This is a genomic window from Campylobacterota bacterium (assembly GCA_020633995.1).
In the GTDB taxonomy this organism is placed as follows: domain Bacteria; phylum Babelota; class Babeliae; order Babelales; family RVW-14; genus JACKCO01.
In genome coordinates this window covers 309,136-324,203 of the sequence record JACKCO010000003.1, presented here as the reverse complement: position 1 = coordinate 324,203, position 15,068 = coordinate 309,136, and the positions used below count along the sequence as shown (strand labels likewise).

Below are 15,068 nucleotides of genomic sequence, written 5' to 3'. Positions count from 1 at the left end.
CTACCCTCTAATTTCTCACGTTATGAAAGCCAAGGGATAAAAGCAAACTCCTTTTGACGTTGTTCAAGCTTTTCAACAACATGCTCCAGACCACGCTCACGTGCTATATCAATTGGTGTTATGCCATCAAAATCTTGCTTATCAACTTGAAGTCCTTCTCTTAAAAACATATCAACTAAATATGGACAGTGCTCTACAACAATGTGCATCACTGTCTGCCCATTAAAAAATCGTATGTGTTTGTCGGCATTTTTATTAAGCAGAAGGTTAATCATCTCAAGGCTTGCCTGACCTCCTTTGTGAGCCATAAGCGCACAGGCAAGAGGAGTAACGCCAAGCTCAGTTCCTCGTACATCAATGTCGGCACCATCACGAATAGAACAACAAACTTTATGACTCTCTCCATTTATAACCCCAGCAAACAACTCTCCATCCAAGTAACGCAGCCGTGCCATCTCTTCTCGTAGGTGAAGATGAGTTGTAACAAAATCTGATATTTTCAAAGCACTATCATCTTTTTTAACTATACCTTCAGCCTTGAGCGCACCACGAGCAAAACGCGTCAGTTCTTCACTACCTTCTCTTGGCACAACAGACTCTGGTATAGAATCTGGTGGCAGAGAAAAATAATGACACATGTACCAGAAAAAACCCTGCTTTTGATAATGATCAGCATCACAAGAATAGCCAGAAAGAACCTTAAGCATAGACTGAGAAACTTTAGAAACATCAAACGCTAGCTTCATGCTAAACGCATCAACAATAGCCTTTGTCTTTGTCGGAGCTTTGCTAATAACTTGTACTACATAGTCAGAAATGATCAGATCGCTTTTTTGCACATTCCAGTGGGCTGCATAACGCGTAATTCGCTTGATAAGGTGTAGTTTCTGACTATACAAAAGACCTTCTGCTACTATCATTTTTTGTAACTCATCTTTCAACTCTTGAAGTAAGCTCTCTTCAACATCTACACGGCCGCCCTGCTTAATGACGTCAGCTCTCTCTTGATTGTAACGTGCAAGTTTTGGCAAAACCTCTCTTGACCAACGCTGAAATGGTCTCATTGCTATTTCAGCAGCAGACACTGCAGTCATAGAAAAAATAGTCACTAATGCTAAACAATGTATAGTTTTTTTCATAATTGTTACTCTTTTGGGATTGAGGTAATAAAATCAGTTACACTTAAAAATCTTTACTAACTCTTTAAAATTACATAGACCTTTCTTCCCGTCTTCCCCAACGCCGATCGGGAGGCAAGAACTTGTATCTTACATTTATCTGGATTCCCGCCTTCGCGGGAACGACACGTATTGATGCGTACAACTACTAACCTCGCATCTGTTCCATCGCTCAGAAGGGTTCTTTGCAAAGGTTTCAACAATGGTATTCAAGCCTTACCAACAGACAACACGCAAAGCTTAACATAACAAACACAACTTTCCTCAAACACTTTCTTTTTAAACGCTGCTAAGATAGGCTTTGTGCGTAAACAAAAAAAGGAATAACTATGTTTGATCAAATTAATGGAAAGATAGTCGCCGTCGGACAAAAAAATGCTACCGTCATGACCGGCGGCATTGGCTTTGCCCTGACTATACCACAAACAGGCCACCTTGTGCTCGGCCAAGAAGCACAGATCTTCACATACTTTCACTGGAGCTCAGAAAATGGACCGAGTATTTTTGGCTTCAGCTCTGAGCTTGAGCGCAGTACATTTCAACTTATCATCACCTGCCCCAAGATTGGGCCTGGCATTGCCATTGGTATTTTAGGACAACTTAGCGCAGCACAGTTTCTGCAAGCAGTTGCAAGCCAAAATGAAGCAGCACTCAGTGCACTCAATGGCATTGGCAAGAAAAAAGCAGAACAAATTGTTGTCACACTCAAAGATAAAGTACATGACCTGATTAGCAAAGGGATTAGTGAAGGTGACGATCAACATCAAGAAAATTTTGTCATGTGGCAACAACTCAGTGATGTGCTCAGCTCGCTCAACTATTCACGCCAAGAAATTTCACATGCCGTTAAATACCTGAGCAGCAAACACAAAGGGCAGCAACCAAGTCTTGATCAATTGATTAGAAATGCCCTTTCATACCTGTCCGCATCTAAACACACAAATGTATAAAGCAAAAAAAGCGTCATTTACATTGCTTGAGCTCTGCATTGTTATGGCGCTTTTTTGTTTTTTGGCAAGCCTTTCATTACAGCTCTTCTTGCCAAACAGTCGATCTATCATGCACACCCAGCTTGGGGGTATGCAGAAGCTTTTTGTCTATTTGCAACAAAAATCCATCGCTAGCAACCAAGACCACATACTTTTTATTAATCAAGCAAACAACTCATTTTCATGTTCAATCAATGGGACCCTCAACACGTACAATCTTCAGCGGCAACTTGCCTTTGGATTTATAGCCGGCTCTCTCGGCCCTCCCGCAAAACCAATCAAACCCATTGAGGCTTTCACTACATTTAAACAGCATGAAAACCTACACATGGTAACTTTTTTTGCCAATGGGACAATTTCTGTTGGCGCTTTGTATATAGTTGATGACAAAAAGACGGTCATGGGGGCTTTGACCTGCAGTGTATCTCAGGTATCCTGTGTAAGGAAGTATCTGTACACGGGGAGCTCATGGGCGTTGATATGATCACAAAATACATCTACCGCATTTTCTGCATTCTTACATTCGGCATGCTACTCTCTTTGTGGATTTTGCAAAACAACGAGCATGTACAACAAAGAGCCTGCCAAGAACTTGTCAAGCTCCTCGAAGAAACTTTCAATATTCGAATAGAAAAAGAATATTCGCGTGTTAATTTTTTTACCTGCTCTGTCCTCATTCGCAAAGGACACATCACCTCGCAAGAAAAAAAAGATTTTTGGTGGGAATATGATGAGTGTAAAGTAAGTTTTTCCCCCCTTGTGTTTGTCTTACAAAAAAAACTTGGGCTACACATAACGCTGTACAATGTTCGAGCACAATCGTCATATCAAAATGGACAATCTGATTTGATCGACCATATGCATGAAGTACTTGCACCTGCCCCGTTTTTTATTGATATAGAACCTCATGTCATCACCGTTAATAATTTTGAGCTTGACCTCAATACTGCGCAAGGGCGACTTCATACTGCATTGCAAGGATGCTTGAAAATCGTACAGGCACCACTGCTTAAGTCGCAATCAATCGAATGGTCCGGCTCACTTAATCTTTGCGATGGCTCAGTTTTACTTGATGGAACAACAATAGCCGACAACCTCACCGGCTCAATAAAACTCAGCCAAAAAAAACAAAGCCCATATTTGTATGCTACAGCGCAAACAATGTTTGCACTTCCAACATGCGCCTGTAATGAAAAATTTTACTTACTCGCAAACCTTAAAGATGGCATCCATACCTTTATATTTAAAAATCGACGCCAACAATCCCTCACACTTTCGCACGATGCTACAAACAAACAACTGCACGCAACAGGGAAAATTCCGCTCAGATATATAGCAGGCCTGTCCAGCGCATTGAGTAAAAATAATCAAACACAAAAAACACTACCACTTGATGGTCTTTGCAAAATCAATACAATCATCTCGACAAGTGATGATGCCATTACCTCATCGGGGAATATAACATTTTCAGACCTCACGCTTGATGGACAAGCTTACCAACCCATAAATATCACGCTTGATAGCCACCCGTACATTCATGATCTAACACAATCAAACACACACGAAAAAGCTGCAACCACGAACCTACACGCTCACATAACCTGGGATAACAACCAAAACCTTGCCCACATACACTGCACAAACCACACAACAATTAGGCCTTTCTCATGCAATGCTGGCAAAATGAACAATGAACTTAGCATTAACCCGCTCGACCTATTTCTACACACAACCTATGATACAAATGGCCACATACAAGGCGAATACAAAGTATCGCTGAGTAATAATGTAACGCAAAAAACATATCCCTTTTCTGGCTCCTTAAACGCAGACCCCCAAACATTTACCATCAATGGAGCAACTGCTAGCGGCACATATACCGTAACAGGAAAGCGAAAACCAACCCCAGCACTAACTTCTGTTATCTATAAAAAAAATAACGAAAAGCTTGTCAATCTACACAACAAACCAGGCAATATTTTGCAAGGCTTGATCTCATACCGCTTTTTACGCACATTTCTAAACTACAATACCAAACGCTTTCTACGGGGGAAAAATTCTCAATTTATGGTTAGCGTAGATCAAAATAATCTCGCACATCTACACGGAAACTTTGAACTTGCTCAAGGAACACTCTACATACCAGAAAATAGAAATTTAATTGAAGGATGCTCATGCAGCTTTGACCTTGCACCTTATGAGAAAAAACTTGCCATCAACAATGGCGTACTGCGTTTTTGCAAAGGAACCGTTACGTGCCCACACGCAACATTTAATCTTGATCGTGCGCACGAGCTTGATATCATACATGCACCATTGCAAATTGATGACTTGTTCATCAATGTAAAAAAAGACCTGTATGCAATTATCTACGGCAACCTCTTACTCAACAAACTCCCAGAATCATTTCCTCATTTATCAGGGTACGTAATCGTTAAAAAAGCACTCCTGAAAGAAAACTTCTTTTCAGCCAATACAAAGACTGACAACCCTCTTGATTTAAACAAACTGGGCATTAATACCGTCGGCTTTGATATTAAGGTCACAAACGAAAAACCAATTAAAACAACAACATCAACGCTTGACGGCTACGCAAACATTAATTTGCATGCACATTACACACCGCACAAAGATCTAGTTAATGTGCCTAAGTTGTCTGGCTCGGTTGAACTGGAAAAGGGCTTTTTAAAATTTCTCCATAATAAATTGTACATTGAGCACGGTAAAATTCAGTTTCTTGCAAATCAAATAAACGACCCGCTCATTGATTTAAGTGCACGCAACCGCATTAACCGCTACCTCATTCACCTTCACGTTACCGGCTCACTGCAAAATCAGACCATTTTGCTTGAGTCGACACCTGAACTCAGCGAAGAACAAATTTTAAGCCTCTTGGTTGCTGGCTCTGAAAATGCGACTCTGCAAACAAACCTACCAACAATGCTATTGCAAAACCTTGATTCACTTTTGCTGCACACAACCGACATTCAACCGAAAGCAAAAACATTATTTGAGAAAGTTACCAAACCACTTAAGTACGTACAAATCTCACCCGACCTTGCAAATAAAGCTGGGCCTAAGGGTCTGAAGGGCTCAATCTCGGTGACACTCAATGATCAAATTCGTGCACAGGTTGAAAAAAACCTTAACCTTCAAGAAGACTTTAGCGCACAACTTGAGTACTTACTCACTGATGATCTACATCTCAAGGTGGTCAAAGACCAACGCGGAGAAATTGGCTCCGAGCTTGAACTGCGGCTAAAATTTTGACAGCATTGCTTTTACTTCTTCTGGACTAACTTCTTCTTTACTTTCAAGCTCTTTGTGCAACGCCTCAAGTGTACTTGTTTTTGCCTCACTCATTGCTTTGAGTAACTCATCTTGCTCAACAGGCACCTGCACAGAGGCCCTCACCTCCTTATCTTCTGTTTTTTTTTCTTTTCTGGGCATAGTATTTTTGGCAAGCAAACGAGACTGTTGGCTGACACTTTTTTTTGCCTCAAGCAACATGCTTTTTGACTGATCAAGTGCTAACTTAGTTGTGTCCAATTCACGCTTAAGACCTTCAAGTTCAACACGAAGTACATGATTATCGTGCTCAAGCTCTTTGACTCTACGCTTCATCTCTTTTTTTTCCAAACACGCTTCTTTTGCCAGCGCATGCATTTTATCAACGTGATCAAGCAACGTGTATACTCGCGGCTGTGTTTGTGCGTGTTGACGGCGAATCTCAAGTAATTCATCACCTATTTTTTTGTACAGCTGCTGAATCTGACCCTGGCGAGATTCATTACCGTAGCCTAGAGGAACAAAAAAAATACACAGCAACGCACCCTCACATACTATTTTTCTTAAAAATCTCACTCCCTCTCCTTCAACGCTCAATTTTTATTTTACGTTTGTACGTTTTTTTGAATTACTATAAAATTAGTCAAGTTCTGCAATAAATTTCAAATAACTCAAAAAATAATTTTGTAAAAAAGTGAAAGGCCTACTATGAACAAACAACTTCGCAACGTACTATTTTGCTCTGCACTCGCACTCACCTTGCAACAGGTATACGCAACTGAAACTCAATATCATACCGACGGCCTACTGCAATGGGTTGCCGAACATGCTTTTGATTTTTCTCCGATACAAGACGTTGCTCACAAAATTAATGAAGAGAAGCGCGTTGGCATGGGAACACTTGAAACCATGAATGTATTCTTGCGCAGCAACAAAGACAAGCTCCAACCAGCAGCGTTCTTCGCCTTGGTCTGCAGAACACGTTTTGACAAAGTAACGAACTTACGATTTTTAGGCCAAAAGCATGCTGAAAGTCGATCTGATCAGGAAATTTTAACCATGCTCGATCAAGACACACCTACATCTAATACGCAACTAGAGTTGTTTGCCAAAGCTCATGCGGATAACCTGGCCCTGCTACCAATTGCCCTTAAATTTGGGGACCGCCATGCCATCAATATTGCACTCGACTACGCTCCGCTCAAATTTCATCTTCATGGGTATTTCGACCAGCTAGGTGATTCCCCTACGAAAATTTATTACAAAAACATACAAAAAATGCCAGAAGCAATTCGTACAAAAAATGGCATAACTGCTGACAATCTTGTAGCGCTCATCGGCCAACTCAACGACGAAACGCTTGACAGAAATCGCCAACAACTAAGCGACGCCGCAAAAAAAGCCATGCCAGAAAACAATCACACTCTTGTAGAATATCAGAGAGTTATGCTTCCAGGTGACAATCTTCAAGAACTGACAAAACTTGTCAACGGGCTACTAGAGCAACAAGGCAAGTAAAAAAAGTAAAAAAGCGCTGGTCAGCCCAGCGCTTTTTTTATTCTCGAGAGTATGTTCCCATGATTTGTGCCGTTGCCAAAACATGGCGCTGCATTGCACGCTCAAGCATATCTTTGTCTACCATATCTTCATCAAACTTAAGCATGGTATCCAGCGCGTACAAATAAAAGTAGTAACGATGTTGCCCGTGACCTTTTGGTGGACATGCACCCCCATAACCAAAACGCCCCCAACTGTTAATACCCTGCAACGCTCCGTTTTCTAAAACACGATCTCCACTTACACCTTGCTCAAGCTCCCCAATATTTGCTGGAATATTGTACAAAATCCAGTGCACCCAAATACCAGCAGGTGCATCAGGGTCTGAACAAATAAGTGCATAGCTCTTTGTATTTGCTGGAGCTCCGTGCCAGGCAAGGTGTGGCGAAAGATCTTGCCCATCACAAGTATGAACTTTATCAAAACGATCATTGTTTATAAAATTTTTACTTTTCAAAATAAGACCACGCCCCCGACTTGCTGACACATTACGCCACAAATACCAACCACACAAAATAAATGCGCATACACATACTAGGTAAAAAATCATTTTATGCATAAAACCACCTATCCTTTCATTTTTTATACATAGACTATGGTTTCTGGAAAATCTAATAAAAAATGGTGCTCAGATGCAAGCAATCACAGACAAACCACCTAAATCTTGCATCAAACCAAAAGTTTTTTCTAGCATGACTAAACTCATTAAGATTACGTTGTCCACGAAAAAATCGAAAGGGAAGTCCCATGAAATTTTTTTTGAGCAAAGTCTGCCGATTTCTCGCTCTTCCAATCATAACGCTGTTTTGCAATTCATTGTTGTATGCACAAGAAAAAGCAGTCAACACTCAAATAGAAGGACTTAATATTGTCGGCTGGCTTAAGGAGGCTATTGCAACAGATTCAAGCGCGTGGTTTATTTTAGTACTCGCATTTCTAGCGGGTGTGATCATTAGCTTTACGCCCTGTGTTTACCCAATGATTCCGATCACCATTGGTATCCTGCAATCACAAGCGCAAAACTCTGTACTACGTAACTTTTTGGCGGCCTGTTCATACGTTCTTGGCATCGCTTTGGTGTATGCAACACTTGGCTATATTGCAGCAACCACATCCATTATTTTTGGCCAATGGCTAGGCAATCCTTGGTTTATCGCACTCGTGGTTGCATTCTTTTTATATCTGGCATTTTCACTGTTTGGTTTTTATGACATTTATCTGCCATCATTTTTAACACAGCGCAGCCAAATTAATGCAGGCAAATCACTTTTTCACACCTTCATTTTTGGCATGCTGGCCGGCACGGTAGCCTCACCATGCCTAACGCCAGCGCTAGCAGTTTTACTTGGCTTTGCTGCACAACAAAATCCAATCACGGGCTTTTTGATGCTCTTTGCTTTTTCACTTGGCATGGGGTTGCTGCTTGTGCTTGCCGGAACATTTGCAAGTACAATGACACTGCTACCTCAGGCTGGTGTATGGATGGGAGACTTTAAGAAAGCATTTGGCTTTATTGTACTAGCTGTGTGCGTATACTTTCTAGACCCGCTTCTTGACGACCAAATCATCACCCTGCTATACGCAGCTGTAACAGCCTCTGCTGGATTATACTTTTTAGTCATGGATAGAAATAAACATTGGATTAAGCAAGGACTCGGGCTGCTCCTTGCAATCGCAGCAACAGCCCTCATATGGAATTCGTTTGTCTAGAGAAATTTATTTTTGTTAAATGTTTTTGCGCATTTGTATGGTAAGTTCAACAAACGGAATGTGGGCAAACTCTTGGCGCCCAAAGCTTTTTACACCTTTTTTGAATACTTCAAGCTCATCATCAGTCATAAGTTTTCTCATTGAGTGAAGTAGGCTCAGTCCCGTCTTGAACTCGGTCTTGCTTATAACTTTTCCAATGACATAACCACCCATTTTGTTGGAACAGGCCAAAGCTATATTTTGGTTTATTCGTAAACTCTGTTCCACCTTAGTCATCGGACGAATAACTTTAATTTCTGCATTATTTAAAGGGTCAAACAACTCCTCGCACTCTTCAACATCCAACTCAAATATTTGAAGACTCCTAGCTCTCATACGCAACGCTTTGAGTTCAGCAGCTCTCAGCTTTTCTTTTTGCTCCTTAGACAATTCCTGCCCTTTTGATACATGCAAGGGAAGGCGAGATTTATAAGGCTTTCTCTTTCTTGATCTCATAGCAGAGCGCACATACAAATCCGTTGTATCATAAAACACTGGTACCCAGTTGGCACCAATGCAAGCACCAAAATCATCACAATCATAGAAATCGTCTTCTGAGTCATACTCCTCTTCGCTGTATTCTTCTTCGCTATCTGAGCACTCGTCATAATCTGAACTCACACTATACTCACTGCCACTCGCACTTTCATAACTATCCAGTGAGCTTTCAGACGCCAACAATAAACCATCCCCTACAGCCAATACAAGCAAAATAAGAACAAGGGTACTACGAGCAATCTTCATACATATCTCCCACGATATAAAAATAAAACAAACAGTAATTTTTTATTGAGACACTTAGTGTACGCCACTTTTTCATTCTGTAAAGAGCAAATCTGATTTTTGCTTTTGACCATAAAGGTGCTATAATCGACTCTTAGAACGATTTCATAGGGCGTTTTAGCCATTCAAAGCAATTTCAGGAAGGATTTATTGTATGCAACTGCTTAAACGAACCGCATATTGCGGAAAACTGCGAGCAGAAAACATCGGAGAGCAGGTAACCTTGTGCGGCTGGGTTAATACACGCCGTGACCACGGAGGGGTTGTTTTTATTGACCTACGTGATCACACTGGCCTTGTACAGCTTGTCTTTAATCCTGAAATTCATCATGGCGCTGCAACCTATGCTCACTCGCTTCGCTCGGAATATGTCGTCGCGGCACAAGGTGCTGTCATTGCCCGTGCAAAAGATTTAGTCAATGAGTCAATGCCAACGGGCATGATTGAAATTCAAGTAGAACACTTGAGCATCCTTAACGAGTCTGAACCACTGCCATTTCAACTTGATTCGCAAGATGTTTCAGAATCGCTCAGACTCAAATTTCGCTACCTTGACTTGCGCAGACCAAAAATGCATGATCACCTCAAACTCAGACATGATCTCATTTTTGCTATGCGTGAATTTTTTAATCAAAAAGATTTTTATGAAATTGAAACCCCAGTACTCTCAAAAAGCACACCTGAAGGGGCGCGAGACTTTTTAGTTCCTTCACGCCTGCAACTAGGTAACTTTTATGCCCTGCCACAGTCTCCACAAATCTACAAACAACTTTTGATGGCCGGCGGTATCGAGCGCTACTTTCAAATTGCTCGCTGCTTTCGTGATGAAGACTTACGCGCAAACCGTCAACCTGAGTTTACACAGCTTGACATAGAAACAGCATTTGTTGATGAAGAAGATGTGTACACGCTATGCGAAGAGCTGATGCGTAAAATATGGAAACAGTTTTTTGACCATGACTTACCAGAAAAACTTGAGCGTTACAGTTTTGATGATGTGTTTAACCGTTTTGGCTCAGACAAACCAGACATGCGCTTTGATCTTGAGATTAATGACGTAACTGCACTCTTTGAAAATTCACCACTCAACTTCTTGCAAACCATTATCAAAAATAGTGGTAAAGTTGGAGCACTATGTGTACACGACCACTCGTTTTCCCGTGCAGAACTTGATAAATGGACACACTATGTCACCAAAGAACTTGGTGGCCAAGGTTTGATTTGGGCCCGCTGGAAAGAAGATGGCAGCATCGACTCATCCATAAGTAAATACCTACCTAGTGATTTTTTTGAACGGGCACAAAAACTGCTTCCTGAGCTTACACGTAAAAGCACGCTCTTTATGGTTGCCGGTGATTTTACAAAACAATGGTCGCTACTCGGCCAACTTCGCATGGGTCTGGGCAAAGCACTTGGCCTGATTGATGAAAACAAGCACAGCATGTTTTGGGTTACGGATTTTCCAATGTTTGAATGGAACGAAGAAGAAAATCGTTGGGATTCAAAACATCATCCGTTTACCGCTCCACAACATGGCTGGGAAGATATTCAAGACCCGGCCCACATGAAAGCACGTGCCTATGATCTAGTCTACAACGGCGAAGAACTTGGTGGCGGCTCAATTCGAATTCATTGCTCAGATATGCAACAAAAAATATTTGACCTTCTTGGCATAGACGAGCAACAAGCACGTGAAAAGTTTGGCTTCTTGCTTGATGCACAAGACTTTGGTTATCCGCCTGAAGGTGGCATTGCCTTTGGTATTGACCGCATTGTCATGATGCTTGCCGGTACTGATTCAATTCGTGATGTCATTGCCTTTCCTAAAACGCAAAAGGGCGGCTGCCTAATGATGGATACACCAGCATCAGTTGACACAAGCCAACTTGAAGATCTTGGGCTTAGAAAATTGCCACAAGCAAAAAAACAAACTCAAGCAAGTGTTTAATTTACCTTGTAGGTGCCGGCCTGCAAGCCGGTACCTACAAGTAATGCTATATCGTCGTAAACTTAGCAACTACCGCCCCACTTTGCTCCTTTCTGAGCAAGAAAATTCATTACCTCTCTCATATCAGCACCAATGGCATAGTCAAGCGGTGTTTCGTTAAAACAATTTCTTGCGTTCATTTCAGCCCCCTGCTCAAGCAAGTACTCTACAACCTGGACATCGCCGTGCAAACAGGCGTAATGCAGAGGCGTATCGCCAAATTTGTTTCTAGCATTTACATCTGCTTTTTCTGCTTCAACAAGCTCTCTAACACGCCCAATATTACCTTCATGCTTGCATGCAACATGAAGTAGTGTCTCTTGAAATGCTTTTTCTATCTTTCCTCGCCCATCAAAGGTATCATGTATCGACTTACCACCTCGCTCAGGCTTGTGGTTAAGCGTAAACTTTGCTCCATTCTCAATCAAAAATTTTACAACATGATCTTGCTCAGCATCAATCGCATAATCAAGCGGTGTTTCACCATAATTATTTTGAATATTTATTTCAGCTCCATGACCAAGCAGATAAATAATAACCGACAAATCTCCCTTACGTACGGCATAGTGTAACGGTCTATCGCCAAACTTATTGGGCTCGTTGACATCAACACCACGTTCTTCAACAAGTTTTTGAATGTAAGTAATACCGCTACCCACCCTACATGCCAGATGCAGCTCTTTTTCTTCAAACCTTTGATTTTCGACCGTGTATTGAGCATTTTTTGTCAATAAGTATCTGACTACATCATTTTTGTTTGCCTCAATTGCATAGTCCATCGGCGTATCGCCCTGAAACATCTCAACGTTTATTTCAGCACCATGCACCACTAGGTACTTAACAATATCAAGAGCCCCTTCAAAACAGGCAAAATGAAGCGGCACTTCACCAAACTTGTTTTTCGCGTTTACATCTGCTTTTTCTTTTTCAACAAGTTCTTTAACGCGGTCAAAGTCTCTTTTCTTACACGCGGCATGAAGCGGTGTTTCGTTAAGTGATTTTTCAAACTTACCGCGGCCTTGTTGGCTTTGCAACACTTGGTCTTGAGCATCTTCCGCATACAGCGCAGTTCCCGCTGCTAACAAACTGGCAGCTCCCAACACATGAAATAATACTTTCATGATTTTCTCCTTTCTAAAAAACCACACTGTTTTCTCCTGTCAACACACTAAGCAATAAAAAAAGAGAAAAGCAAGAAAATAGGACGTTTGTGCTATTTGCCCACTACACGAGCCATCAGGTATTTAATCTTGAGTGAGACAAGCTGAATCATGCTTACGATTGAATTTTGCTCCACCACAGGAGAAGTTTTCGAAGACTTAGAAGTTCCTTTAAGCTTGCTAATAATATATGGCTCAAAAAGAAACCGCTTAATCTCAGCATTATACCCTTCCTGATCAGCTTGGTTGCTGCTAAGATTTACAAAGTGCTCCAAAAAACTATATATCGTAGGGTCACTCAACTTGATAACCTTCAGATCTTCAACAAGATATTTAAATGTTTCCTCACTTCTGCTTCTGCCATCGGCATTTAAATTTGTTGGATAAATAATTTTACTCCTTAAGAGCTTTTGACACAAAGCAAGTCCATTAATTTTGTCACTTTCAATAACCGCCGAAACATTTTGCTTATATGCATCCAAAGTTATTTTGCCCCGAACACAAGAAGAAACATACGTTACTATTTCATCCTCAATCGGACCTGTCGGCACAATGACAACTGCTGTTTTACTCTGCTCTGGATCAACCGGTCTTTGAGCAGGCTTAGGCTTTTCTGGTTCGGGTGAACCAGAAAAGTAATCTGCAGGTGGCGGCACACTACCAGTACTAGATACTTGAACTATCCCATTCTTTGCAAAAAACTCATTAAATGCTTCGAGTATATGAGAGAAAAAAGGATGACCAGGATATGGGCTCTTTGTGCACACTTCCTGAAGTAGTTGAACAGGCGTTTTACCTTCGTTATTTTTCTGTACAAGCAAGTCTTTTGCTCCAGGTTGACTCAAAAGAAATTGAACCATCTTTTTTGAATGAATTCCTGTATCATTAGTTGGTGAGCGATCGTAACATTCATAGGAGAGAATAAAGAGATGAAAAATATTATTTTTCTGATTATCTATGGCTTTAAAATTAGCACCTTTTTCTATCAGTAGGGGAATATTATCCTTTACAGGATTTTCTTTGTCATTCCCTCTATCTTTATAGCGTATTGTCCAGGTAAAAGGTGACAACAATGGAGTCTCGCCATAATTATTACGAGCATTTATGTCAGCGCCATGTTTAATAAGGTCATTTATTACGCTTTTACTTTTAGCATACTTATCCCCCCGAATCGCTGTAATATAATGCAATACTGTATTACCATCCCTGCCTTTAACTTTAGCATTCTCTTTAGTTATAGGTTGCCTAAATACAATAACTTCAAAAGCTGGGTCAGAAGCATCTAGAAAACTTGTCACCAAAAAACACATACTCCGTAAAATTGTACATTTTTTAAACATATCCTTACTCCCTTTTTTAGCATGCTGGACTTTAGGCACAATGACACACGCAAGCATATTGAATCAATATTTAAAAAAAGACGTTCAAAAAAAATCCCAGCTAAGAGCCGGGATAAAATTTTCGGATCAAGTTAACAGCACGCAGAACACATGCTGCATTCTAAATAACAGTCACTAACAAAAGACGTCGCAAAAGAAATCATCAAAATCAAACACTGAAACAACCTGGGCATGTTTGCCACCATGTTCTTCAAGCAACTTGACCATCTGATCCCGATTCGCATCTTCCACCGCTGTTTTTTTGTCGTCATTTGCCCAAGCAATAACCACACGACCATCAGGACCTTGTCCATGAAATACTTGACTACTGATGATGTCAGGTAAGTCTTGCTCAGCATCTTTTATGACGAGACGATTCCATGAGCAATCGTCTACTGTGCCATCAAGCGGAGTATAGCCAAACATACCAGCGGCAGCATTAATATCTGCACCTTTTTCAAGCAACTTCTTTGCTGCCTCTACATTAAACATAGCCGCAGCATAATGAAGCGGCGTAAAACCAATTGGATCTTTAGTATTCACATCAAATTCTGGATTGCTTGCAAAGAAAGCATCAAATTGACCTTGGTCACCAACCACAATCGTACTAACAAGCGCTTCAAACAAATCCTGTTCTTTTGCGTATGCCTTTTTGCTTTCCTCAGCCTGGGCGTGTAACTGCTGGTTGTACTCTTGCTGGGCTGCATCCTGTGTTGCAAGCAGTTGTTGCCGTGTTTTTTCAAATGCATCTTTAATACTTTTGAGTTCGGCATCGTCGCGCAACTTTTCAAGCTTATCACTATATTTTTGATCAAACTTATCTTTGAGTTCGATCAGTTCTTCATAGTGTTTTTTATATTCTTGCAAAGCACCTTCAGCCTGCATAGCTGTTACTGACAAGCAACAAAAACCAAGCGCTCCAAAAAACTGTTTTGATATTTTTTTTAAACGTAGCAACTGATTATACATAATTCACCCCGCAAAAAAGATGTTTATTT

Annotated in this window: 13 protein-coding genes; 6 read left to right on the top strand and 7 right to left on the bottom strand. The window is 41.0% G+C overall.

What is annotated here, in order from left to right:
- Positions 1–20: 20 nt before the first annotated feature.
- Positions 21–1,139: an ankyrin repeat domain-containing protein gene (locus H6679_01290; protein ID MCB9492889.1), complete on the bottom strand. Its 1,119-nt coding sequence runs from the start codon at positions 1,137–1,139 to the stop codon at positions 21–23.
- Between the two features lie 368 nt (positions 1,140–1,507).
- Between H6679_01290 and H6679_01285 the strand changes: the two genes are divergently transcribed.
- From H6679_01285 to H6679_01275, 3 genes are read left to right on the top strand one after another with little or no spacing between them, the layout of a single operon-like run.
- Positions 1,508–2,128 (top strand): Holliday junction branch migration protein RuvA, encoded by a 621-nt coding sequence (locus H6679_01285; protein MCB9492888.1) that lies wholly within the window; start codon positions 1,508–1,510, stop codon positions 2,126–2,128.
- Entirely contained in the window at positions 2,121–2,651 is a 531-nt protein-coding gene (locus H6679_01280) for a type II secretion system protein (GenBank protein MCB9492887.1), read from the top strand. The genes H6679_01285 and H6679_01280 overlap by 8 nt, the downstream gene beginning before the upstream one ends.
- Positions 2,648–5,437, top strand: coding sequence for a translocation/assembly module TamB domain-containing protein (locus H6679_01275; protein MCB9492886.1), 2,790 nt, complete (start codon positions 2,648–2,650; stop codon positions 5,435–5,437). Before H6679_01280 ends, H6679_01275 begins: the two co-directional genes overlap by 4 nt.
- Here H6679_01275 and H6679_01270 read toward each other — a convergent pair.
- Positions 5,426–6,031, bottom strand: a complete 606-nt coding sequence (locus H6679_01270; protein ID MCB9492885.1) for a hypothetical protein — start codon at positions 6,029–6,031, stop codon at positions 5,426–5,428. The genes H6679_01275 and H6679_01270 overlap by 12 nt on opposite strands.
- 132 nt (positions 6,032–6,163) lie before the next feature.
- On the opposite strand from H6679_01270, the gene H6679_01265 reads away from it, so the two are divergent.
- Positions 6,164–6,973: a hypothetical protein gene (locus H6679_01265; GenBank protein ID MCB9492884.1), complete on the top strand. Its 810-nt coding sequence runs from the start codon at positions 6,164–6,166 to the stop codon at positions 6,971–6,973.
- 37 nt (positions 6,974–7,010) lie between these two features.
- Here the strand turns inward: H6679_01265 and H6679_01260 are convergent, their stop codons facing one another.
- Complete coding sequence (locus tag H6679_01260; GenBank protein MCB9492883.1) at positions 7,011–7,562, bottom strand: YbhB/YbcL family Raf kinase inhibitor-like protein; 552 nt, start codon at positions 7,560–7,562, stop codon at positions 7,011–7,013.
- A 197-nt stretch (positions 7,563–7,759) separates the two neighbouring features.
- Here H6679_01260 and H6679_01255 point away from each other — a divergent pair, with 197 nt between their 5' ends.
- Positions 7,760–8,722, top strand: a complete 963-nt coding sequence (locus tag H6679_01255; GenBank protein ID MCB9492882.1) for a sulfite exporter TauE/SafE family protein — start codon at positions 7,760–7,762, stop codon at positions 8,720–8,722.
- A 15-nt stretch (positions 8,723–8,737) separates the two neighbouring features.
- Here H6679_01255 and H6679_01250 read toward each other — a convergent pair whose 3' ends face one another.
- Entirely contained in the window at positions 8,738–9,505 is a 768-nt protein-coding gene (locus tag H6679_01250) for a hypothetical protein (protein ID MCB9492881.1), read from the bottom strand.
- A gap of 184 nt (positions 9,506–9,689) precedes the next feature.
- Between H6679_01250 and aspS the strand changes: the two genes are divergently transcribed.
- Positions 9,690–11,492, top strand: a complete 1,803-nt coding sequence (aspS, locus tag H6679_01245) for an aspartate--tRNA ligase (GenBank protein MCB9492880.1) — start codon at positions 9,690–9,692, stop codon at positions 11,490–11,492.
- Between the two features lie 62 nt (positions 11,493–11,554).
- Here the strand turns inward: aspS and H6679_01240 are convergent, their stop codons facing one another.
- From H6679_01240 to H6679_01230, 3 genes are all read right to left on the bottom strand, one after another.
- Complete coding sequence (locus H6679_01240) at positions 11,555–12,652, bottom strand: ankyrin repeat domain-containing protein (protein MCB9492879.1); 1,098 nt, start codon at positions 12,650–12,652, stop codon at positions 11,555–11,557.
- Positions 12,653–12,744: 92 nt separating this feature from the next.
- Positions 12,745–14,031 carry a hypothetical protein gene (locus tag H6679_01235; protein ID MCB9492878.1) on the bottom strand — a complete coding sequence of 429 codons (1,287 nt, stop codon included), beginning with the start codon at positions 14,029–14,031 and terminating at the stop codon, positions 12,745–12,747.
- Between the two features lie 174 nt (positions 14,032–14,205).
- Positions 14,206–15,039, bottom strand: coding sequence for an ankyrin repeat domain-containing protein (locus H6679_01230; protein ID MCB9492877.1), 834 nt, complete (start codon positions 15,037–15,039; stop codon positions 14,206–14,208).
- Between the last annotated feature and the right edge of the window lie 29 nt (positions 15,040–15,068).